Source organism: Sulfitobacter sp. G5_S2_6_S6, from assembly GCF_054968505.1.
In genome coordinates this window covers 206,524-229,802 of sequence record NZ_JBQKUI010000001.1, presented here as the reverse complement: position 1 = coordinate 229,802, position 23,279 = coordinate 206,524, and the positions used below count along the sequence as shown (strand labels likewise).

Sequence of the window (23,279 nt, the reverse complement as noted above, 5' to 3'; positions counted from 1 at the left end):
GCGGGGGCTAAGGTGCCGGAGCCTTTTGAAAGAGAACCCATGACGACGCCACGCTCCGGACCCACAGACGCCTATTCCATGATCCTGGACGCGATTGACGTGGGCACCTATCGCCCCGGTGATCGGTTGGTGGAAAGTGAATTGGCCGAGCGCTTCGGTGTCTCAAGAACGCCGGTTCGTGAAGCATTACAACGGCTTGAGACGCAATCCCTGCTCGCGCGGGACGGGCGGAGCCTGATCGTTGCATCGTTGGACCACAATCAGGTGGCCGAACTTTACGTCGTACGCGGCGAGTTGGAGGGGTTGGCCGCGCGGCTTGCCGCCCGTCACGCCACCGCTGAAGAAGTCCGTGTATTGCGCGAAATGGTCGAGGAAGACGACGCTTTTCGCGACAATCCAGCGGCGTTGGCGCGTGCGAACCGCCGTTTTCACAAACAAATTCATCTCGCGTCGCACAACCGGTATCTGGTGCAGCAACTTGATCTGGTGCACCGGTCCATGGCGCTGATGGCGACATCGTCACTGGCCGTGGATGGGCGCGGTGCGATCGCGCAGGATGAACATGACCGCATTGTTCAGATGATCGAACAGCGTGACGAAGATGGTGCGGATGAAGCATTGCGCACGCATATTTCTGTCGCCTTCATGACGCGGCTCAAGCAAGAAGCGGCACAGCGCAAAGATGAAGGCTAGGGCGGACGAAGTGGTGACGCCTTAGAACCGATGGGGCTGGATCTATGTGGTACGCCATGTTCGGTCTTGTCCCAATAGAACGGCGTGACCACGAATTCGTATAGCGCCTTATAGGCCGCGAAAGAGCCGAGAATAAAGTAAAACGGCAGGGTGATCGCCCAGGGTATAAGGTGGCGATGCAGCGGACCCGAAACCGCCGTCATCGCGACAGATATATTGAGGATTTCCGCGAAGAGGAAATATCCGAAAAGCCCGTAGAACACGTCAGCGCCCAGTGTTGTCTGGACAGGATGTGCTGCGCCGAACAGCGGTAGGCAGAAAGACCAGAGCAGGGGGGCAAAGATGAACTGGCAGAACGTCGCGAGGAACAGTACCTGCACGCCCATAAACCGAATAAGCCCGACATCACGGATCAGTTGGAAGGGGGCACGGCTGTGCACGACCCATGTGATCAAGAAGCCTTTCAGCCATCGTGACCTTTGTTTGATCCACGGCCACGCACGGAAATTGGCCTCTTCGTAAGTGACAGTCGGCAGCAGGTCGGTTTTATAGCCATGCCGCGCGAGGCGGACGCCAAGATCTGCATCTTCGGTGACATTATGGGCGTCCCAGCCCCGCAGTTTCTCCAAAGCGGCGCGGCGGAAAAATAATGTGGTGCCGCCGAGGGGAATGATCAGGCCCAGATGCGCGACACCGGGTAGGATCACGCGCCACCAGGTAGCATATTCCAGTGTGAAACAGCGCGAGATCCAGTTGGTGCGCGCATTGTAAAAATCCAGAACGCCCTGCACACAAGCAACGTTTTTGTGGGCCTTATCAAAATGTTGTACAACGCGGTTGATCTGGTTGGCCTCCGGCGCGTCCTCGGCATCCCACACGCCGATAATACTGCCGCTGCAAAATTCCAGCGCATAGTTCAGGGCACGGGGTTTGGTGCGCAGTTTGCCTGCTTGGGGCACTTCGATCACGTCGAACCAGAAGGGCAGTTCGGTTCGCGCGATGGTGTCGCGGGTCATTTGATCGCCTTCCTCCAGCACCAGCACGATCTGCAACAGCGCCTTGGGATAGCTGAGCTGCGACAGGGCCGCGATCAAGGCGCTGGCAATCTCCTCCTCTTGCAGAAGAGGGACGAGAACCGATACCTTTGGCCATCGTGTCGGGGGCGATGGCACGGCGGGGTCTGAAGGCAGTGGTGTGTTCCCCCACAGGCAGCGCGCCAGAAAGGCCGATGATCGTAGCGTCATGATCATAGTACTGCAGAACAATGCCCATAGAACAAACGCCGTAAACGTCACCGCGGGGAGTAACGCGAACAGCATGCTCGCGACAAAAATGACACCGGCGGCCCAAATACGCCGGCGCGGCCCGGCAACCCGCCATGTTCGGCAGCTTTCATGAGGGGGCACACGCTCTGCCGCGCGTTTGGCCAGCTCGGACCCGTAAAGCGCGGTGATCTGACGGTTGATCTGCGCGGGTTCTGCCAGCACCGGTACGATGTCCAGATCGCTGTTGCCGAAGGCCTCATGCGCAAGGGTGTGAAGGGTATCCGGCCGGCTGGTCGCGACAAACAGCGTTTGTCCCATCCGCCGCCACGGCACAATCTTATGGTGCAAGCTGGCTTCGGCAGACAGATGGCGCGCAAGCACCGGTTTGGGCGGGTCTGCGTCAAGGTCGACCTGCTGGATCTGATGTTGCAGCGCCAGTGCTTTGGTCACTTCACTGCGCGAGACAAGCCCTTGAGCCAGAAGGATTTCCCCAAGCGGTGCATCCAGATCGCGCTGCGCTTCCAGCGCGTGGACCAGATCGGCCTGATCGATCAACCCTGCGTCGACCAATATGCGCCCCAAGGGACGATAGCGCCCGCGCACACGCGCGGGACTGGGTGCTTTCAGCTCTAATCCAAGGTTGCTCAACGGGCGAATCCCTTCCTGTCGGAATAGGACCACCTTGGGAGAGATGACTTAATGGGACGTTAATTGCGAATGAAGAGAACGCCCGCAATTATCAGGTTTAGCTGGCCCGCTCTGCCATCGCCGCGGCAAAGCGTTCAAACAGATAGAAACTGTCTTGCGGGCCGGGGCTCGCTTCGGGGTGGTGCTGAACGGACCAGACGGGCCGCCCCTCCATCCGGATGCCGCAGTTGGAGCCGTCAAACAGCGACTGATGCGTTTCAACCACTCCGCTTGGCAGGCTTTGCGCATCGACGGCAAACCCATGGTTCATCGAGGTGATTTCGACCTTGCCGGTATCAATGTCCTTAACGGGGTGGTTCGCACCGTGGTGACCGTGACCCATCTTGACCGTCTGCCCCCCAAGAGCCAGCGCAAGCATCTGGTGGCCAAGGCAAATGCCGAAAACCGGAAGCTCTGTCTTTTCAATGACGTCCTTGATCATCGGCACGGCATACACGCCGGTCGCCGCCGGATCGCCGGGGCCGTTCGACAGGAAAACACCGTCAGGATTATGCGCCATCACATCTTCATACGTGGCAGAGGCGGGCAGCACCGTGACGTCGCAGCCGGCCGAGGCAAGGCAGCGCAGGATGTTGCGCTTGGCACCGTAGTCGATCGCGACCACTTTATGAGGTGCGTTTTCCTGCGCAGTATAGCCGTCTGGCCAAGCCCACCGCATTTCATTCCAGCGGTAGGATTGTTTGCAGCTGACATCTTTCGCCAGATCCATGCCTTCTAGGCCCGCGAAACCGCGTGCCGCAGCGACAAGCGCTTCGACGTCGAAAACGCCGTCAGGATTATGCGCCAATGCCGCGTGAGGGGCCCCTTGCTGCCGGATGGCGCGGGTCAGGCGGCGTGTATCAATACCACCAATCGCGATGCGTCCGCGCGAAGCCAGCCATTCGGACAACGGCTGGACCGAACGCCAGTTGCTCGGGTCGGTGGGCATCCATTTGACAACCATCCCCGCTGCGACCGGATCGCCGGTTTCGTCATCTTCGGGGTTGGTACCGGTATTGCCGATGTGGGGGAAGGTAAAGGTCACGATCTGCCCCGCGTAGGACGGGTCGGTCATGATTTCCTGATAGCCCGTCATCGCTGTATTAAAGCAAAGCTCGGCCACGGTCTCTCCCGTTGCGCCAAAGCCCATGCCGTAGAAAATCGATCCGTCCGCTAGCGCCAGGCAGGCAGTCGGACGAGGTGATGTGGTCGCGGTCATGTCGGGGGCCTCCAGCGGCAGGTATATGGAGCTAAACGGTGGCAACCTAAAGCCGCAGTTCGTCGGGGTCAATAGCAGGTTGAAAATGAAATATGGTTAAATATCAGTATGTTGCGCGAGGCTTGTGGCATTGCCTGCGCCGCGCAATATCTCTATGTTGCACGGCTTAATACCCCCTAGGGTCAAAAGGACGATGGTAATGGTACTGCGCACTCGCATCTCGGATGCACTGAAACAGGCAATGAAAGACAAGGCGGCGGACCGGCTGTCGACCCTGCGGCTGATCAATGCGGCGATCAAGGATAAAGACATCGCGGCGCGCGCTGATGAGGGCGACACGGGTGTTGGCGATGCCGAAGTGCTCGCGATTTTAGGTAAAATGGCGAAACAACGTATGGAATCCGTACGCGCCTATGAAGAGGGCGGGCGGCTTGATCTTGCGGATCGCGAGCGTGAAGAGATTGCCGTGATCGAAGAGTTTCTGCCCCGTCAGCTGACCGAAGAAGAAACCGCCAAGGCCGTCGATGCCGCCATTGCCGAAGTGGGTGCGACATCGATCCGTGACATGGGTAAGGTGATCGGCCTGCTTAAAGGTAAGTACACGGGGCAAATGGATTTTGGCGCGGTTGGCCCCAAAGTGAAAGAGCGACTGAGCTAAGGCTCAGCGCATCAGCGAACGGTTCAGCTCGTCATAAAGGGCGATCCGTTCTTCTTCGCTCAGGAAGGTCCCGATTTCGACCTCGCGGCCCATGCCGCGCAGGGTCACGTAATGGGGTACGGGGCCGTCTTTTTCATATTTCGTCACGACGGCCCAATGCCGGTTGCACTGCCATTCTTTGACCTCTCCGCGCGCGGTGCGATGGGATAAATGTGCTGTATTGTGGTCGAGCGTAAACACTTCTTCAATCTGTCTGGCCTTATGGTTGCGCTGTAGCGCCCAATACATCGCCGCGACGGCGGCCAGCATGAAAGGAAGAAGCCCCCACAGCAAAACAGTCCCCAACAGTGGCAGAACGGGGATCAGAATTAGGACGAACGTGATAAGGATAAAACTGGCGAATCCCTTTGCCGGCAGGGATTGGTGCGGCCGCAGGCAAAGAACCTGCGTCGGGGCGTCGGGTCGTGTTTTCCATTCATATGGCATGGGGGTGTCCATCTGTCGTACCAAGCCTGAACGTAGCAGCAGAACGGGCCTGATCAATGCGGCAGAATGCATCCGGCCCCAAGTGTCAGGGCCGATGTTTTTTCTAGGGGGTCGTGCGCGGTTCAATCAGATCCCAGCGATGGCCGAAAACGTCGCGGAACACGGCGACAGTGCCATAGGGTTCATGGCGGGGGGCTTCTTCGAATATCACGCCGCCAGCCAAAAGTCGGGCATGGTCGCGGGCAAAATCCTCGGTCTCTAGAAACAACCAGACCCGGCCCGCACCTTGGTTCCCGATCGCGGCACGTTGAACATCGTCGCCCGGTTCGGCGAGGATAAAGCCGGTGCCGCCACCCGAAGGGGTGACGCGCACCCAGCGTTTATGCCCCTGGTCCTCGTCCTGTGTCAGCTCGAACCCCATCGTGCCACAGTAAAAGGATATTCCTTCGTCGTAGCTTGGAACGATCAGGGTCAGAGCAGAAAGGCGCATGGGATCACTCCAACTCGACCAGCAGATCCTTGGCGTCGATCTGGCCACCCGGCGTGACATGAACCGCTTTGACCACAGCATCGCGGTCCGCGTGGATACCGGTTTCCATTTTCATCGCCTCGATGGTCAGAAGCAGGTCGCCGGATTTGACCTTTTGACCCACCGTCGCCCCGACCGAGGCAACAACCCCCGGCATCGGCGCTCCGATGTGATTGACGTTGCCGATCTCGGCCTTGGGACGTTGTGCGGTCGTCGCTTTGACCATCCGGTTGGGCACGCGCACCACGCGCGGCTGGCCATTCAGTTCAAAAAAGACCTTAACGTCGCCGTCTTCATTGGTCTCGCTCAAGGCTTGCAGACGAATTTCCAGCGTCTTGCCCGGGTCGATTTCCGCGGTGATCTCTTCGCCCGGTTCCATCCCGTAGAAAAAGGTGCGGGTCGGCAATACACGGACAGGGCCATAGGTCCGGTGACGACCCATGTAATCCAGGAAAACCTTGGGGTACATCAGGTACCCTGACAGGTCATCGTCTTCAACCTGAGCCCCTTCCAGAAGGTCGCGCAATTCCTTGCGTGTCGCTTCAAGATCGGCAGGGGGCAAATGGGCACCGGGGCGTTCCGTGTTCGGTTTTTCGCCTTTCAGGATTTTGTCGACAATCGCGTCAGGGAACCCGCCCGGAGGCTGGCCTAGATTGCCGCGCATCATGTCGATCACGCTGTCAGGAAAGGACATTTCCGCCTTCGGGTCTTCGACCTGCGCGCGGGTTAACCCTTGGGATACCATCATCAGAGCCATGTCGCCGACCACTTTGGACGACGGCGTCACCTTGACGATATCACCAAACATCTGGTTCACCTCGGCATAGGTCTTGGCGACCTCGGGCCAACGATCATCCAGCCCCATCGACGCGGCCTGCGCCTTGAGGTTGGTGAACTGCCCGCCGGGCATCTCGTGCAGATAGACTTCGGAGGAAGGGGCCTGCATGCCGGTCTCGAACGCGGCATATTCGCCACGCACGTCTTCCCAGTAGTTAGAGATTTCGCGCACCGCGTCCATCGACAGGCCCGTGTCGCGATCCGTGTGTTTCAGCGCTTCGACCACGGACCCGAGCGTCGCCTGAGACGTGTTGCCCGATAGCGCGTCCATGGCGCAATCTACCGCGTCCACGCCTGCCTCGGAGGCTGCCATGATCGTCGCGGTCGCCGTGCCTGCGGTGTCATGCGTATGGAAATGGATCGGCAGGCCGACTTCGGATTTCAGCGCTTTGATCAATACTTTGGCTGCATTCGGCTTGAGCACGCCGGCCATGTCTTTCAGGCCCAGAACATGGGCACCGGCCGCTTTTAGCTCCTTGCCCATAGCAACATAATATTTCAGGTCGTATTTCGATCGGTCCGGATCAAAAATGTCGCCGGTATAGCAAACGGTACCTTCGCAAATCTTACCGTTTTCAATCACCGCATCCATGGCGACACGCATGTTTTCAACCCAGTTCAGGCTGTCAAACACGCGGAAAACATCGACACCCTCGGTCGCGGCCACGCGGACGAATTCTTGCACCACATTGTCCGGATAATTGGTATAGCCCACGCCATTCGACCCGCGCAGCAGCATTTGCGTCATCACGTTTGGCAGGGCAGCGCGTAGGTCGCGCAGGCGTTGCCACGGACATTCTTGCAAGAACCGGTAGGCCACATCAAAAGTCGCACCGCCCCAGCACTCCATCGAGAAAAGCTGTGGAAGATTAGCAGCATAGGCCGGGGCAACCTTGATCATGTCATGGCTGCGCATCCGCGTCGCAAGCAATGACTGATGGCCGTCACGCATGGTGGTGTCGGTGATCAACAGCTGCCGCTGTTGCCCCATCCAATCGGCAACAGCCTGCGGCCCTTTTTGTTCAAGCAAGTTACGAGTGCCCATCATCGGCTCGGCTCGGGCGGCGGGCGGCTGCGGCGCGCGGACGGCCGCCGCAGGGCGGTCGAACCCCTTGGTTTCAGGGTGCCCGTTCACCGTAATATCAGCGATATATGTTAATACTTTGGTCGCCCGATCGCGGCGCTTTTCAAAGGTAAAAAGCTCGGGTGTCTGGTCGATAAATTTGGTGTGGTAGCTATTATCGAGGAAGGTCGGGTGTTTCAGCAAATTTTCGACAAAGGCGATGTTTGTCGACACGCCCCGGATTCGGAACTCTCGCAGGGCGCGGTCCATGCGGGCGATCGCTTGCTCCGGCGTTTGAGCTTTCGCCGTCACCTTGACCAAAAGACTGTCATAATAGCGCGTGATCACCCCACCTGAATAGGCGGTACCGCCGTCCAAGCGGATGCCCATGCCGGTGGCCTCACGAAAGGCGGTGATGCGGCCATAATCAGGAATGAAGTTGTTTTGGGGGTCTTCGGTGGTAATCCGAGTTTGCAACGCATGGCCGTTCAGCTGCACATCTGCCTGCGAGGCCTTGCCCGTCGCCTCGGCGATGGTCTTGCCTTCGGCAATTAAGATTTGCGCCTGGACGATATCGATGCCGGTGACCTCTTCGGTGACCGTGTGTTCGACCTGAACCCTTGGATTTACCTCGATAAAATAAAACTTGCCGTCGTCCATATCCATCAGGAATTCGACCGTACCGGCACATTCATAGTTAACATGTGCACAGATTTTCCGGCCCAATTCGCAAATCTCGGCGCGTTGTTCTTCGGTAAGATAGGGGGCAGGTGCGCGTTCGACGACCTTTTGGTTGCGACGCTGAACGGAACAGTCTCTTTCAAATAGATGGTAGATTTCGCCGTGGCTGTCGCCCAAAATCTGCACCTCGACATGGCGCGCCTTCAGGATCATCTTTTCCAGATAGCCTTCGCCATTGCCAAAGGCCGCTTCTGCCTCGCGCCGGCCTTCCATCACTTTTTCTTTAAGTTCTTCTTCATTCGCGATGGGGCGCATGCCACGACCCCCGCCGCCCCAGGAGGCCTTGAGCATCAGCGGGTAGCCAACCTCTGCGGCCTGCTTACGGACGACCTCCATATCATCGCCTAGAACGTCTGTCGCGGGGACGACCGGCACGCCGGCCTCCATCGCTACGCGTCGCGCGCTGGCCTTGTCGCCCAAGGCGCGCATTGTTTCCGCACGCGGCCCGATAAAAGTAATGCCGTTCTGCGCGCAAGCATCTACAAAATCGGGATTTTCTGACAGTAGCCCATAGCCCGGGTGGATCGCATCCGCGCCCGAGGCTTTGGCCACGCGGATGATTTCATCGATGCTCAAATAGGCGGCGACAGGCCCCAAACCGGCCCCGATCCGATAGGCTTCATCGGCCTTGAAACGGTGTAGGCCCAGCTTATCTTCCTCTGCGAAAACGGCGACCGTCTTTTTTCCCATCTCGTTGGCCGCGCGCATAATTCGAATGGCGATCTCGCCGCGGTTTGCGATTAGAATTTTCTTAAAGTCGGTCATAGCTAGGCCTTCCTGCTGGCGAGAAATCTTACTTTTCAAGCGTCTAGAGCACGCGCTAACGCTGCGCTGCGGCATTGTTGCGTCTGTTTGACACGGTGTGCAAGTAGAAGTTTTTTTGCGCTCCGCGGGGGATTTTTAACCATTTGGAAAGAGATGGGGTGCTACGCCGAGTCGAGGGCGCGATCGTACCTATGCAATGACATGAGTAATAAGGAGGAACAGATAGCAATAATTCCTGCGGCTTTGACGCTAGACGGCTAGCAAACCGCCGCCGCTTTATAGAAAATGCGGCGGGAACATTTTGCGAACGTGTCTTTTATTTGGTGCGTGCGCAGGATAGATTGGCCGCATGAGTGATTTCGACGAAATGGCCGCCTTTGAGGGCGCTTCCCTATCATCGCGCGCTATGGCTGCGCGTCCGCAACCCTATCTTGATGGGCTGAATCCGGCCCAGCGTGCCGCGGTGGAGCAGATGGATGGCCCTGTCTTGATGCTCGCGGGGGCAGGCACGGGCAAGACCAAGGCTTTGACGGCGCGGATCGTGCATCTGATGAACACCGGGCGCGCCCGCCCGAACGAGATTCTCGCGGTAACCTTCACCAATAAGGCCGCGCGCGAGATGAAAAACCGTGTGGGGCATATGCTGGGGCAGAACATTGAAGGGATGCCTTGGCTGGGTACGTTTCATGCGATTTGCGTCAAGCTGTTGCGCCGCCATGCTGAATTGGTCGGGCTAAAGTCGAACTTCACCATTCTGGACACGGATGACCAGCTGCGCCTGCTCAAGCAATTGATCAAAGCCGAAGGGATTGATGACAAACGTTGGCCCGCGCGTTTGCTGTCAGGCGTTATTGATGGCTGGAAAAACCGCGCATTGACGCCCGACAAAATTCCTACGGCCGATGCGGGGGCCTATAACCACCGCGGGGCGGAGCTCTATGCGCAGTATCAAGCGCGGCTTAAAGATCTGAACGCCTGCGACTTCGGTGATTTGCTGCTGCATATGGTCACCATCTTCCAGCAGCACGAAGACGTGTTGGGGCAATATCAGCGGTGGTTCAAATATATTCTGGTGGATGAGTATCAGGATACCAACGTGGCGCAGTATTTGTGGCTCCGTCTGCTGGCTTCTGGCCACAAGAATATCTGCTGTGTCGGGGATGACGACCAGTCGATCTACGGATGGCGAGGGGCCGAGGTTGGCAATATCCTGCGGTTCGAAAAAGATTTTCCCGGCGCCCATGTGGTGCGCTTGGAACAGAATTACCGGTCAACACCGCACATCCTGGCGGCCGCTTCGGGCGTGATCGCAGGAAACGAGGGGCGTTTGGGCAAGACTTTGTGGACGGAATCCCGTGAGGGTGAAAAGCTGCGTCTCATCGGCCATTGGGATGGCGAGGAAGAGGCGCGCTGGATCGGCGACGAAATTGAAGCGTTGCAGCGCGGCACACGCGAGCTTGATCCATACACATTGGACGATATGGCGATTCTTGTACGGGCATCACACCAGATGCGCGCGTTCGAGGATCGATTCCTGACCATTGGCCTACCGTACCGCGTGATCGGTGGACCGCGTTTCTATGAACGGTTAGAAATTCGCGACGCCATGGCCTATTTCAGGGTGGTTACCTCGCTTGATGACGATCTTTCTTTTGAGAGAATCGTGAACACGCCCAAGCGTGGTTTAGGCGATAAAGCGCAACAAAATATACAGAAAACCGCGCGCGAAAACGGTGTGAACCTGGTGGAGGGGGCGCGGATCCTATTGGCGAATGGCGGGATTGGCGGTCGTGGGGCGGCGCAGTTGCGTCTGCTCATCGACGGGATTCAGCGCTGGTCCGAACTGGCGCGGGGCCCGCGCCTACAGACTGTGGTTGATGACGATAGCGTCATCGATGAAGGTGCGCCGCTGTTTCACGAGGAATATGGCCCGCCCGAGGTCAGCCATGTGGAATTGGCGCAGATTATTTTGGATGAAAGCGGATATACTGGTTTTTGGCAGAACGACAAAACGCCGGAAGCTCCGGGGCGGCTTGAGAACCTGAAGGAGCTGGTTAAAGCGTTGGAGCAGTTCGAGAATCTTCAAGGTTTTCTGGAACACGTCAGCTTGATCATGGATAATGAAAGCGACGATGGTGGCGCCAAAGTGTCGATCATGACGTTGCACGCGGCCAAGGGGCTTGAGTTTCCGGCGGTGTTTCTTCCCGGCTGGGAGGATGGGCTGTTTCCGTCGCAGCGATCGATGGACGAATCCGGCCTGAAGGGGCTAGAGGAAGAGCGGCGGCTTGCCTATGTCGGAATCACACGGGCCGAGCAGCTTTGCACGATCTCTTTTGCGGCCAACCGCCGCGTGTTTGGTCAGTGGCAAAGCGCCATGCCGTCACGGTTTATCGACGAACTCCCCGAAGCCCATGTGGATGTGCTGACCCCGCCGGGGCTGTATGGTGGCGGGTATGGCGCAGCGATGCCCAAATCGAATCTGCATGAAAAAGCCGCTGAAGCGAATGTATATAATTCTCCGGGGTGGCGCAGATTGCAGACGCGCAGCCAAGCGCGCAGCGTGAGCCAGCCTTCGGAAGCCCGAAATGTGACAATCGACATGTCCGCCGTCAGCAGTTTTGCGATGGGAGAACGGGTGTTCCACCAGAAATTTGGCTATGGCGAAGTTGTTGGAATCGAAGGGGATAAGCTTGAGATCAGCTTTGACAAGGCCGGGGTCAAGAAGGTCGTGTCGCGCTATCTGAGCGCATCGGATGACGTTCCGTTCTGAACGGGCGTCATGAGTTTTACGAAATATCAAGAATTAGATGCAAGAACGGCGGTGCTTTGGGAGGAAAGCACCGCCGTCTTTATCTACGTCCCCAATCCAATCGGGAGGAAAGGGGGAAGGGGACGTTTATGAAAGCCGCCGGTCTCAGGGAGGAGGAGGAGACCCGAAGCTTTCTACAGGCACACAACAGGGAGGGTGCGTGTGCCCGATCCAGTATGATCTATGCAGCGTTGCGTGCTGTTTCCAGCGCGATGCCGCGGATTTGCGAGCGGCCCATGCCCAGATCGTTCAGCTCGCGGTTGGACAAGGAGCTCAGCTCGTTAAAAGTGGAGCGGTATACGCGGCGTTGCTTGCGGCGAGTCTCGAGTGCGGACATCAGCGCGGCAAAGCGGTCTGCCAGGGTCGGTGCGGTTGTAGCGTTCAAGTAGGCCATCGGATACCTCGTCTTGTTTCGTCTGTGTTCGTTATCATTCGTCTTGTGTTGGTTATGTAGTAAAATGCTGCATCTGCACAATAGTCAGATCGTCAATGCTGCTATGCAGAAAATGCATGGGCAAAAGGTGACGTAACGTCTTGATCGGGAACAAAATAACCCTAGCGCAAGCGCTTTAGCAGTCAGGAGGAATTGTATGAAAAAAAATGGCGACGATACCAGGGAGGAGGAGGGTATCGCCGCCGAAAACAAACACATCCGGGAGGAGGATGGATGAGTTTGGTCTTATTCTTGGCTCGCAGTGTCTGCGTTCCTGAAACCTTTTTGACCTATTTGCTGCGTTTGCACAATTCTCAAATTGTGCATTGCTGCCATGCAGCGAAAACATAGGGGTTTTGCGTAATTTTTGGGCGCTAAATGTTCGTTTTGCCTTGGTGCTGTGCGGCATGCGAACGTAGGGTTGCGATTTGGCCAGAAACTGCCATGTCAAAAGCAGTCTCGAAAGGAATATGTCATGCCGCTCTCTAAATCCGACGTCGAATCTGCTCTGGCCCGGGTGATGCTGCCGGATGGGAAATCTATCCTTGATCACGATCTGATCCGCGCTTTGACGGTCGAGGGCGATGTGGTGCGCTTTGTAATAGAAGCCCCCAATGCGCAGGTCGCCGCGCAGATGGCCCCGCTGCGCGACGCGGCAGAGGCCGTGGTGCGCGAGGTTGATGGTGTTGGCAGCGTAACAGTCGCCCTGACGGCCCATGGCCCCGCGCCAAAGCAATCGGCCCCAAGCCTCAAGATTGGAGGGCACCCGAAGGCGCAGGATGGCCCGATGAAACCGGCTGGCGTGCAGCGCATTCTCGCCATTGGGTCGGGCAAGGGGGGCGTGGGCAAGTCGACCGTGAGCTCGAACCTCGCCGTGGCGCTGGCGCGAGCAGGTCGCAAGGTCGGTTTGCTGGATGCCGATATATATGGTCCCAGTCAGCCGCGTATGATGGGGGTGAACAAGCGGCCCGCCTCGCCGGATGGGAAGACGATCATCCCGCTGCACGCCCATGGTGTGACCCTGATGTCCATCGGTTTTATGATGGAGGAGGGGAAGGCGGTGGTCTGGCGTGGCCCGATGTTGATGGGCGCGCTGCAGCAGATGCTGGGGCAGGTAGAGTGGGGCGAGCTGGATGTGTTGCTTGTCGATCTGCCGCCGGGCACGGGCGATGTGCAGCTGACACTATGTACCAAATCCGAATTGTCCGGCGCGATCGTGGTGTCAACGCCGCAGGACGTGGCGCTGATCGATGCGCGCAAGGCGATTGATATGTTCAATACGTTGAAGACGCCCGTGTTGGGATTGATCGAGAATATGTCGCTGTTTGTCTGTCCTGATTGTGGGTCCGAACATGAAATCTTTGGCCATGGCGGGGTTGCAGCCGAAGCCGCGAAGATGGAGGTGCCTTTGCTCGGCAGTTTACCCATTGATCTTGATACCCGGCTTTCGGGCGATGGTGGCACGCCGGTGGCCGCGGGGGATGGGCCGATGGCCCAGGCCTACGCCCGCATCGCCGAAGGTTTGATCAAGGGTGGGATGGCCTAAGGGGCAACCTCCTTCACGCTCCTATCTATACTCAACGCCGCGCAGCCCCCTGCGCGGCGTTTCGCGTTCATCGGCGTCGTGTGGACGTGCATATGGGATCCCATGGGAAAACCTCATGGGAAAACATGGGAGATCGCCGGCCGGACCCTGCCGGATTGGCAAGGTGATTCGGCGGAAAATGGCTGTCTGAGGCGCGGAATCCTCAGTTTGCGCGATAAAACAGTTGCAATTGGTGTTGCGATCGGGGAACAAGCCGCGAACACAGGTTGTGGATAACTCTGTGGTCTAAAATTGTTGGGAAATTGTGGGAAATTTCAGCACGCGTTTTTAACCTCAATATGTTGTGTCTAAATTTAACATTTAGCCGACATAGGCTAAAAATGGCCGATATTTCTTCCCCACATGTTGATTTACAACCCTGTGCAAAACCAAATTTGGTGTGTATTTCCCAAAAAACTTATAGACGCCCATCAATTCCCATGGCATCCCTAGTGCATCGGATGAGAACGAGACACGGGGCACCAAACGACCCCAACGACCAAATAAAACTCTAGCAGGTTCATACAGGCACCTCGCTTTCATCAGACCAAGAGATCCGGCGCGCGAGCGAGCAGACATCCCCCCAGGTGGCGCGCGCAGTCGGACTTCCCCGCCAAGGCGGGACGGGCGGCGGGTTGATCAGTGGCAGCAGATCAGCCCGCCGTTTCTACATCTACCGCCGGGGGCATGATTTTAGGGCGCACAAGCGTCGCAGGCAGGGACAAACACGTGAGCCGCAGGTTCAGAGGCGAAAGCCAACACAAGGTCGATACGAAGGGGCGGGTGTCTATCCCAGCCTCTTTTCGTCGTGTGTTGGAAGCCGGTGACCCGAATTGGCAAAACGGTGGCACGCCCGAGCTGGTGATCGTCTATGGCGACAGCCGCCGCAGCTATCTTGAATGCTATACCATGCAGGCCATCGAAGAGGTGGACGACAAGATCGACGCGCTGCCGCGCGGGTCAATGGAACGCAAGATGCTGCAGCGCCTGTTCCACGGTCAGTCCTTTCCCACATCGGTCGATGAAACGGGCCGCCTGGTTCTGCCAGCGAAGCTGCGCAACAAGATCGACCTGGAAAACGAAGCATTCTTTATCGCCGCCGGTGATACCTTCCAGATCTGGAAGCCCGAAACCTACGAGACCGAGGAAAAGGCCCGCGAAGAGGAGTGGCTGGACGATCTGCCAGAAGACTTTGATCCGATGGCCTTCCTGGACGGCAAGCCGGAGGCTTGATCGATATGAGCGGACCCAGCGATACCCCCTCCGCCCCGCACACACCGGTTCTGCTGCGCCCCTTGCTGGCGGCGGTGGCCCCTGTGTCGGGGCGTTGGCTGGATGGCACCTTTGGCGCGGGCGGCTATACCCGTGGCCTGCTGGACGCGGGTGCTGCGCAGGTGGTGGCGGTGGACCGTGACCCGCTTGCGTTTGAAATGGCGCAGGCCTGGGCCGGCGACTATGGCGACCGGATCGTCATGCAGCGCGGCGTCTTTTCCAAGATGGACGATTATGCGCAGGATCTGGACGGGATCGTGTTGGATCTGGGCGTGTCCTCCATGCAGCTTGATCTGGCAGAGCGCGGGTTCTCTTTCATGCGTGACGGGCCGCTTGATATGCGGATGAGCCAGGACGGCCCCTCGGCGGCGGATATCGTCAACGAGGCCGAGGAAGAGGTGATTGCCAATATCCTGTTCCAATACGGTGAAGAACGTGCCAGCCGCCGCATCGCCAAAGCGATCGTACGTGCCCGCGAAGAGGCCCCGATCACCACAACGCTGGCGCTTGCAGGCTTGGTCGAAGGCTGTTTGCCGCGTTCGAAACCCGGCCAGTCGCATCCCGCGACCCGCAGTTTTCAGGCGCTGCGCATTGCGGTGAACAATGAATATGGCGAGCTGTTCAACGGGTTGATGGCGGCGGAACGCGCGTTGAAACCGGGTGGCCAGCTGGCCGTTGTGACCTTCCACTCGGTCGAAGACCGTATGGTCAAACGCTTCCTGACGGCGCGTGCGGGGGCAGGGGGCAACGCCAATCGCTTTGCGCCCGAAATTGAAACAGAAGCGCCGCAATTCAAGATCCTCAAGCGCAAGGCCATCGGGCCGGATGCGCAAGAGCTGGAAGAGAACCCGCGCAGCCGCTCGGCCAAGCTGCGCGTCGCAATTCGCACTGATGCGCCTGCGGGCAACATCGATGCCAAGGCACTCGGCATGCCTATGGTCAGGGGATTAACCGTATGAGAACCGTGCTTTACATCCTAACCACCTTTTCGGTGATCGGGCTGGCCTTCTGGGCCTACCGCGAGAATTACGCGACCCAGCAAGCCCTGAGTGATGCCGATGACCTGCGCTATGAAATCCGCGAAGCCTACAGCCGTCTGGCCGTGCTCAAGGCGGAATGGGCCTATCAGAACCGCCCCGACCGTCTGCGCGATCTGGCAGAGCTCAACTTTGACCGGCTGAACCTTTTGCCGCTGCATCCCGACCAGTTCGGATCTATCGATCAGGTGAGCTACCCGCCGCTGCCAGAACTGCCGCTGTTCGAGATCACCGACGGCGTTGACGTATCCTCGATGGAGGCCCCCGAATGATCCGCACCCCGCTGCGCCCGCTGGCCCGTATTCTTGAAGCCCGTCAAAAGGGCGAAAACCCCGATGCGATCGAGCGCGAGAACAAGCGTATCCGCCACGAGCAGATGCGCGACGCCTCGCGGCAGCGCGCCGAGGGGCGTTTGCTGGTTCTGGGGGTCTTCTTCTTCTGCGCCTTCACCGTTGTGGGCGCGCGTATGGGGGTCATGGCGACCACCGACCCGACAGAGCCGCGCGCGGCGGCCCCGGGTTCCGTGATCTCGGCCACCCGCGCCGATATTGTGGATCGCAACGGCAATCTGCTGGCGACCAACTTTGAGACACATGCGCTTTATGCGCAGCCGCACCACATGATCGACCCGCAGGGGGCCGTGAAAAAGCTGATGGCCGTGTTCCCCGACCTGAACGAGGAACGCCTGCTGCGCGACTTTACCGGCAAGCGCAAGTTCTTGTGGATCAAGAAGAAAATCAGCCCCGAGCAGATGCAGGCCGTGCATGACATCGGCGAGCCGGGCTTGCTGTTTGCACCGCGTGATATGCGCCTTTACCCCAACGGATCGCTTGCCGCGCATATCATGGGCGGGGCCAGCTATGGCCGCGAGGGCGTCCATGCCGCCGAGGTGATTGGCGTCGCGGGGGCAGAGAAATACTTTGACGATTATCTGCGCGATCCGGCCAATGGGAACAAGCCGCTGGAACTGTCGATCGACATGACCGTACAGGCCGCGTCCGAGCGTATTCTTTATGGCGGCATGAAGCTGATGAACGCCAAGGGGGCGACCTCGGTCCTGATGGATGTGCACACGGGCGAGGTGATCAGTGCCGTATCATTGCCCTCTTTCGACCCTAACGACCGGCCCCATGCCGCCGTCACGGGCGATGCGTCCGACAGCCCGCTGTTCAACCGGTCGGTACAAGGCGTCTACGAGCTTGGCTCTGTCTTCAAGATTTTTACCGCGGCACAGGCGATCGACCTTGGCATTGCCACTGCGGATACGGTGATCGACACCTCTGGCCCGATGAAGGTCGGCGGCTTCCGCATCGGCGAATTCCACGGCAAGAACTATGGCAAGCAGACGGTGACAGGGATCATCGTGCACAGTTCCAACCGCGGGACAGGGCGGCTTGCGCTTGAGATCGGCGCGGAGCGTCAGCAGGAATTCCTGAAAAACCTCGGGTTCTTTGAACCAACCCCCTTCGAGATCGTCGAAGCCTCTGGCGGCAAGCCCTTGCTGCCGCAGCGCTGGCAAGAGCTGAGCACCGTAACCGTCTCCTATGGCCACGGCCTGTCCTCCAGCCCGATGCATCTGGCGGCGGGCTATTCCGCCATCGCCAATGGCGGGCACAAGGTCACCCCGACGTTGCGCAAGCAATCCGGCCCCGTGGTCGGCCCGCGTGTGATGTCTGAACGCGCGGCGGCGGATGCCCGCGCAATGTTGCGTGCGGTGGTGACCGAAGGCACGGCCAGCTTTGCCGAAGTGCCCGGCTACCAGATCGGCGGCAAGACCGGTACGGCGGATAAACCCGGCCCCCGGGGGGGCTATCTTGAGGATACGGTCATCGCGACCTTTGCCAGCATGTTCCCGGCGCATGATCCCAAATACGTGCTGATCGTCACACTGGACGAACCTGTCGAGACCTCGGGCGACAAACCGCGCCGCACGGCCGGTTGGACAGCCGTGCCCGTGGCCGCGGAAATGGTCCGTCGCGTAGCACCCCTGCTGGGTCTGCGACCGACTGTTGAACCGGACAGCCTCGCTGATATAACGCTCTCCAGCAGCAACTAATATAAAGAGCGTCCCCATGGGCACACAGGCCGTCCCGTTATCCTCCCTTGGTCTGACCGCGAAAGGGGGGGGCAACCCGCCCATTGCAGGTATCAGCGTCGACAGCCGTCAGGTCCAGCCCGGCACCCTCTTCGCCGCCATGCCCGGCAGCAAGGTCCATGGGGCCGAGTTTATCCAATATGCGCTGCGCATGGGCGCGGTGGCGGTGTTGACCGACGCCGAGGGGGCCACGCTGGCGGCTGACGCGCTGGCACAGGCCGAGGTCGCCCTTGTCGTCACCGATGCCCCCCGCGAGGCGCTGTCGCGCGCGGCAGCCCTATGGTACGGCGCGCAGCCGCAGACGATGATTGCCGTCACCGGCACCAATGGCAAAACCTCTGTCAGCACCTTTGTGCGGCAAATCTGGATCGAGATGGGGCTGGCGGCTGTCAATCTTGGCACCACTGGCGTCGAAGGCGCATGGACCGCACCGCTGGCGCATACCACGCCCGAGCCCATCACCCTGCACCGCACCCTTGCCGAGGCCTCTGCCAACGGCATCACCCACGCCGCGATGGAAGCGTCGAGCCACGGGCTGGACCAGCGACGGCTGGATGGCGTGACGCTCAAGGCGGCGGGGTTCACGAATTTTACCCAAGACCATCTCGACTACCACGAGACCTTCGACGCCTATTTCGACGCCAAGGCCGGACTGTTCTCGCGGGTGCTGCCCGAGGACGGCACGGCGGTGATCAATATCGATGATCCCAAGGGGGTCGATATTGTCGCCATCGCACGCGCCCGCGGCTGCGAGGTGATCACCGTGGGGCGCGACGGCGGCGATCTGCATCTGACCGGCCAGCGCTTTGATGCGACGGGGCAGGACCTGCGGTTCAGCTATCGTGGCAAGACCTACCAGAAACGTCTGAACCTCATTGGCGGGTTTCAGGCGGACAACGTGTTGCTCGCGGCGGGGCTGGTGATTGCCTGCGGGGCGGACCCCGCCCATGTGTTCGACACGCTGCCTCATCTGACCACCGTGCGCGGCCGCATGCAGCTTGCCGCCACACGGGACAATGGCGGGGCGGTGTTTGTGGATTACGCCCATACCCCCGACGCCATCGCCACCGCTCTGCAAGCGATGCGCCCCCATGTCATGGGGCGGCTGGTCGCTATCGTGGGCGCAGGCGGCGACCGTGACCGCGCCAAACGTCCGCTCATGGGGCAGGCGGCGGCGGCCCATGCGGATCTGGTGTTCGTGACCGACGACAACCCGCGCTCCGAAGATCCGGCGACCATCCGTGCCGCCGTCATGGAGGGCGCGCCAGAAGCGACCGAGGTGGGCGACCGTGCCGAGGCGATCCTGCGGGGCATCGACGCCATCGGCACGGGCGACGCGCTGCTGATCGCGGGCAAGGGCCATGAAACCGGACAGACCATCGGTGACGATGTGCTACCCTTTGATGATGTGGAACAGGCCAGCGTCGCCGTCGCGGCGCTGGATGGGAGATTGGCATGAGCTTGTGGACAGCAAAAGAGGCCGAAAGCGCCACCGGTGGCCGCGTGATCGGGGACTGGGCCTGTGACGGCGTGTCGATTGATACCCGTACCCTTGCACCGGGGGATCTGTTCGTCGCGCTGAAAGACGTGCGCGACGGGCATGATTTTGTCGCCATGGCGCTGGAAAAAGGGGCAGGGGCCGCGCTGGTCACCCATGTGCCCGAGGGCGTGGCCGAGGATGCCCCGCTGCTGATCGTCGAGGATGTGCTGAGGGGCCTGGAGGCGCTTGGTGCCGCCGCGCGGGCCCGAACGCAGGCCAAGGTCGTCGCGGTGACGGGCAGCGTCGGCAAGACCTCGACCAAGGAAATGCTGCTTGCGATCTTTGCCGACCAGGGGCGGGCGCATGCCTCTGTCGACAGCTATAACAACCACTGGGGTGTGCCGCTGACACTGGCGCGGATGCCTGCGGATACGGAATATGCCGTGATCGAGATCGGCATGAACCACCCCGGAGAGATCTCTCCGCTGGCGCAGATGGCCAAGCCGGATGTCGCGATGGTCACCACCGTCGCCGCCGTGCATCTGGAAGCCTTTGCCAATGTCGCGGAAATCGCGGTCGAGAAAGCCGCCGTTTTTGACGGGCTGCAACCGGGGGGCGTGGCGGTGATCAACGCAGACATCGAACACGCCGCGATCCTGATGGCCAAGGCCGTGGATCGCCGCCTGCGCGAGGTCGAATTTGGCGAGCATGGCTATCAGTACAAACTGCTGGACGTGCAGGTGCAGGGCGACACCACCGTCGTGCGCGCCGACGCCGACGGCACGCCACTGCTGTTCAAGATCGGAACGCCGGGGCGGCATTTCGCGATGAACGCCTTGGGGGCCTTGGCGTCTGCACAGGCCATGGGCGCGGATCTGGCGCTGGCGGCGGCCTCCTTGGGGCGCTGGACACCGTATAAGGGGCGCGGCGTGCGAGAGGTCATCCATCTCGACGTGGTCGACACCCATCTGACGCTGAACCTGATTGATGACAGCTATAACGCGAACCCCACGTCGATGGCCGCCGCCCTAGAGGTGCTGGCCGCTGCCGAGGTGACCCATGATATCGGCCGCGTCAGCAAGGGGCGGCGCATCGCCTATCTGGGCGACATGAAGGAACTGGGACCGGACGAGATCGCGCTGCACGCAGGGCTCGCGCATCTCGACGCCACCAAAAAGCTGGATGTGATCCACTGTGTGGGCCCGCTGATGAAGTCGCTCTATGACCTGCTGCCGGCGCATCAACGCGGGGAATGGGCCGAGACCGCCGCCGACCTGCTGCCCGCGCTTTCGTCGCATCTGGACAGTGGCGATGTTGTGCTCGCCAAAGGCTCCTTGTCCATGAAACTAGGGCTGATCGTTGACGCGATCCGCAAAATGGGCCATCCGGTCCAGAATGAACGACAGGGCTAAGCCCACAAGATTTTGAGTTAGGACGCGTACGATGCTCTATTGGTTGACCCTCCTGTCAGATGGCGGCGATTTCTTTAACCTTTTCCGCTACATCACCTTCCGCGCCGGTGGGGCCTTCCTGACAGCGCTGGTGTTTGGCTTTCTGTTCGGCAAGCCGCTGATCGCCGTGCTGCGCAAGCGGCAGGGCAAGGGCCAACCGATCCGGGATGACGGTCCCGAGGGGCATTTTGTCAAGGCGGGGACGCCGACCATGGGCGGGCTGCTGATTGTGGGGGCCTTGCTGACCTCTACCCTGCTGTGGGCGCGGCTGGACAACCCGTTTGTCTGGATGGTGCTGCTGGTGACAATGGCATTTGCCGCCATCGGGTTTGCCGATGACTACGCCAAGGTCAGCAAGCAGACGACCGCTGGTGTTTCCAGCAGAATGCGTCTTTTGCTGGGCTTTATCATCGCGGGCAGCGCGGCCTATTGGGCGGCGCAGTTCCACCCGGCAGAGCTGCAGAACCAACTGGCACTGCCCGTGTTCAAGAACACGCTGATCAACCTTGGATATCTGTTCGTGCCCTTCTCGATCATCGTGATCGTGGGGGCGGCGAATGCGGTGAACCTGACGGACGGGCTGGACGGGCTGGCGATCATGCCCGTGATGATCGCCGCCGGAGCGCTTGGCGTGATCGCCTATGCCGTCGGCCGCGTCGATTTCACCGAATATCTGGACGTGCACTATGTGCCGGGGACGGGCGAGATTCTGGTCTTTACCGCCGGTATCTTTGGCGGTGGTCTGGGCTTTTTGTGGTATAACGCGCCCCCCGCCGCGGTCTTTATGGGCGACACCGGATCGCTGGCCCTTGGCGGCGCATTGGGGGCCATCGCGGTTGCCACCAAGCACGAATTGGTGCTGGCCATCGTCGGCGGCCTGTTTGTGGTCGAGGCGCTGTCGGTTATCATTCAGGTGCTTTATTTCAAACGCACGGGCAAACGGGTCTTCCTGATGGCACCGATCCACCATCACTATGAAAAGAAAGGCTGGGCCGAGCCGCAGATCGTCATTCGCTTCTGGATCATCTCTTTGATCCTCGCGATGATCGGGCTGGCGACGCTGAAGGTCCGCTGAGCCGTTTATCAAAGCGGAAAGAAACAAGAGGGCGCGCTGCAGGGATGTGGCGCGCTTTTTTTATGGCGGACGGGGGCCAGCCCCCGCGCGGCCAAGGGGCCGCGTCCCCCGGAGTTTATTTGGCAAAATGAAGGGCGGGGGAGGCAGGAAGAGGTGGTGGCGTCAGAAGATCGACCAGCCCATTTCGCGCGCGAGGCGGGCCATGGCCTGGGTGCCTTTCTTCGAGTTGCCATAGCGGTTCAGACCGGGGGACCAGACGGCGATGCTGGCGCGGCCGGGGACGATGGCAAGGATACCGCCGCCCACACCGGATTTCGCCGGAAGCCCTACGCGGTAGGCAAAATCGCCCGACCCATCATAATGCCCGCAGGTCAGCATCAGCGCATTGAGACGCCGGATGCGGGGCGGCAGGATCATGCGGGGCAGCTTGTCGGTTTCGATCAGGAACCGTCCGGCCATGGCCAGTTGCCGCGCGGACATGTCGATGGCGCAGTGGTGGAAATAGGTGCCGAGCGTCTTCTCCGGCGGGTTGTTCAGGTTTCCGCAGGAGGCCAGAAAATGCGCCAGGGCAAAGTTGCGGTGGCCATGGGCGGTTTCAGAGGCCGCGACGGTTTCGTTGATGTGGATGTCGTCGTCACTGGCGGCGGCGCGCACGAATTGCAGGATTTCGGCCAAGGTCTCGCGCGGTTCGCGGCCCGTGAGCACCTCGTCCGTGGTGACAATGGCACCGGCGTTGATGAACGGATTGCGCGGGCGGCCCTGTTCGGCCTCAAGCTGCACGATGGAATTGAACGCACGCCCCGATGGCTCGCGGCCTACGCGCTTCCACAGCTGGTCGCCAGACCGCCCAAGGGCGATGGCAAGGGTGAAGACCTTGGTGATGGATTGCACCGAAAACGGCGTATCGGCATCCCCGGCGGTAAAGACCTCGCCGTCCGCGGTGGTGATCGCGATACCGAATTGCGCAGGATCGACAGAGGCCAGCTGCGGGATATAGGCTGCCACGTCACCCCAGTCATCCGTGGCGCGCATGTCGGCGTTGAGCTGGGCTAAAATCTCTGGCAGAGGGGGCATAAGGGGCTCCGAAAGTTTCAGGGTC

18 protein-coding genes are annotated in these 23,279 nt (G+C 59.8%); 11 read left to right on the top strand and 7 right to left on the bottom strand.

The features are described from left to right. Positions 1 to 39 precede the first annotated feature (39 nt). Positions 40 to 693, top strand: coding sequence for a GntR family transcriptional regulator (locus ACTRWK_RS01015; protein WP_005854182.1), 654 nt, complete (start codon positions 40 to 42; stop codon positions 691 to 693). Here ACTRWK_RS01015 and ACTRWK_RS01010 read toward each other — a convergent pair. Continuing rightward, a complete protein-coding gene (locus ACTRWK_RS01010; RefSeq protein ID WP_340269637.1) occupies positions 690 to 2,606 on the bottom strand; it encodes a glycosyltransferase in 1,917 nt (638 codons plus the stop codon). The two genes, ACTRWK_RS01015 and ACTRWK_RS01010, sit on opposite strands and share 4 nt — an antisense overlap. A gap of 97 nt (positions 2,607 to 2,703) precedes the next feature. Next, positions 2,704 to 3,864: a glutamine-hydrolyzing carbamoyl-phosphate synthase small subunit gene (gene carA, locus ACTRWK_RS01005; RefSeq protein ID WP_005854180.1), complete on the bottom strand. Its 1,161-nt coding sequence runs from the start codon at positions 3,862 to 3,864 to the stop codon at positions 2,704 to 2,706. Between the two features lie 199 nt (positions 3,865 to 4,063). On the opposite strand from carA, the gene ACTRWK_RS01000 reads away from it, so the two are divergent. Continuing rightward, positions 4,064 to 4,522 carry a GatB/YqeY domain-containing protein gene (locus tag ACTRWK_RS01000; RefSeq protein ID WP_005854179.1) on the top strand — a complete coding sequence of 153 codons (459 nt, stop codon included), beginning with the start codon at positions 4,064 to 4,066 and terminating at the stop codon, positions 4,520 to 4,522. A gap of 3 nt (positions 4,523 to 4,525) precedes the next feature. On the opposite strand, the gene ACTRWK_RS00995 is transcribed toward ACTRWK_RS01000, so the two are convergent. The 3 genes from ACTRWK_RS00995 to ACTRWK_RS00985 all read right to left on the bottom strand — a co-directional run bounded on the left by ACTRWK_RS00995 (position 4,526) and on the right by ACTRWK_RS00985 (position 8,943). Then, positions 4,526 to 5,008, bottom strand: coding sequence for a DUF2244 domain-containing protein (locus ACTRWK_RS00995; protein WP_462843803.1), 483 nt, complete (start codon positions 5,006 to 5,008; stop codon positions 4,526 to 4,528). 103 nt (positions 5,009 to 5,111) lie between these two features. After that, positions 5,112 to 5,498, bottom strand: a complete 387-nt coding sequence (locus tag ACTRWK_RS00990) for a VOC family protein (RefSeq protein ID WP_462843759.1) — start codon at positions 5,496 to 5,498, stop codon at positions 5,112 to 5,114. Between the two features lie 4 nt (positions 5,499 to 5,502). Next, positions 5,503 to 8,943 (bottom strand): pyruvate carboxylase, encoded by a 3,441-nt coding sequence (locus ACTRWK_RS00985; protein WP_184581770.1) that lies wholly within the window; start codon positions 8,941 to 8,943, stop codon positions 5,503 to 5,505. Positions 8,944 to 9,292: 349 nt separating this feature from the next. Here ACTRWK_RS00985 and ACTRWK_RS00980 point away from each other — a divergent pair, with 349 nt between their 5' ends. Next, positions 9,293 to 11,713, top strand: coding sequence for an ATP-dependent helicase (locus tag ACTRWK_RS00980; RefSeq protein WP_462843758.1), 2,421 nt, complete (start codon positions 9,293 to 9,295; stop codon positions 11,711 to 11,713). 220 nt (positions 11,714 to 11,933) lie between these two features. Here the strand turns inward: ACTRWK_RS00980 and ACTRWK_RS00975 are convergent, their stop codons facing one another. Further along, the gene (locus ACTRWK_RS00975) at positions 11,934 to 12,146 is read right to left on the bottom strand and encodes a DUF1127 domain-containing protein (RefSeq protein WP_009824940.1); all 213 of its coding nucleotides are present in this window, start codon (positions 12,144 to 12,146) and stop codon (positions 11,934 to 11,936) included. Positions 12,147 to 12,660: 514 nt separating this feature from the next. Here ACTRWK_RS00975 and ACTRWK_RS00970 point away from each other — a divergent pair. The 8 genes from ACTRWK_RS00970 (at position 12,661) to mraY (ending at position 22,180) form a co-directional block, all read left to right on the top strand. Next, a complete protein-coding gene (locus ACTRWK_RS00970; protein WP_005854165.1) occupies positions 12,661 to 13,731 on the top strand; it encodes an Mrp/NBP35 family ATP-binding protein in 1,071 nt (356 codons plus the stop codon). Between the two features lie 768 nt (positions 13,732 to 14,499). Then, a complete protein-coding gene (gene mraZ / locus ACTRWK_RS00965) occupies positions 14,500 to 15,003 on the top strand; it encodes a division/cell wall cluster transcriptional repressor MraZ (RefSeq protein ID WP_081781250.1) in 504 nt (167 codons plus the stop codon). 5 nt (positions 15,004 to 15,008) lie between these two features. Continuing rightward, positions 15,009 to 16,001 (top strand): 16S rRNA (cytosine(1402)-N(4))-methyltransferase RsmH, encoded by a 993-nt coding sequence (rsmH, locus tag ACTRWK_RS00960; RefSeq protein WP_289081274.1) that lies wholly within the window; start codon positions 15,009 to 15,011, stop codon positions 15,999 to 16,001. After that, on the top strand, positions 15,998 to 16,351 hold the full coding sequence (ftsL, locus tag ACTRWK_RS00955) for a cell division protein FtsL (RefSeq protein ID WP_005854161.1): 354 nt from the start codon (positions 15,998 to 16,000) through the stop codon (positions 16,349 to 16,351). The genes rsmH and ftsL overlap by 4 nt, the downstream gene beginning before the upstream one ends. Further along, entirely contained in the window at positions 16,348 to 18,135 is a 1,788-nt protein-coding gene (locus ACTRWK_RS00950) for a peptidoglycan D,D-transpeptidase FtsI family protein (RefSeq protein ID WP_005854159.1), read from the top strand. Before ftsL ends, ACTRWK_RS00950 begins: the two co-directional genes overlap by 4 nt. Before the next feature lie 16 nt (positions 18,136 to 18,151). Continuing rightward, positions 18,152 to 19,633 carry a UDP-N-acetylmuramoyl-L-alanyl-D-glutamate--2,6-diaminopimelate ligase gene (locus tag ACTRWK_RS00945; RefSeq protein ID WP_289081275.1) on the top strand — a complete coding sequence of 494 codons (1,482 nt, stop codon included), beginning with the start codon at positions 18,152 to 18,154 and terminating at the stop codon, positions 19,631 to 19,633. After that, complete coding sequence (locus ACTRWK_RS00940; protein WP_289081276.1) at positions 19,630 to 21,066, top strand: UDP-N-acetylmuramoyl-tripeptide--D-alanyl-D-alanine ligase; 1,437 nt, start codon at positions 19,630 to 19,632, stop codon at positions 21,064 to 21,066. The genes ACTRWK_RS00945 and ACTRWK_RS00940 overlap by 4 nt, the downstream gene beginning before the upstream one ends. Positions 21,067 to 21,097: 31 nt before the next feature. Then, positions 21,098 to 22,180, top strand: coding sequence for a phospho-N-acetylmuramoyl-pentapeptide-transferase (gene mraY / locus ACTRWK_RS00935; RefSeq protein WP_005854153.1), 1,083 nt, complete (start codon positions 21,098 to 21,100; stop codon positions 22,178 to 22,180). Positions 22,181 to 22,342: 162 nt separating this feature from the next. Here mraY and ACTRWK_RS00930 read toward each other — a convergent pair whose 3' ends face one another. Next, on the bottom strand, positions 22,343 to 23,254 hold the full coding sequence (locus tag ACTRWK_RS00930; protein ID WP_235183792.1) for a glutaminase: 912 nt from the start codon (positions 23,252 to 23,254) through the stop codon (positions 22,343 to 22,345). Positions 23,255 to 23,279: the final 25 nt, after the last annotated feature.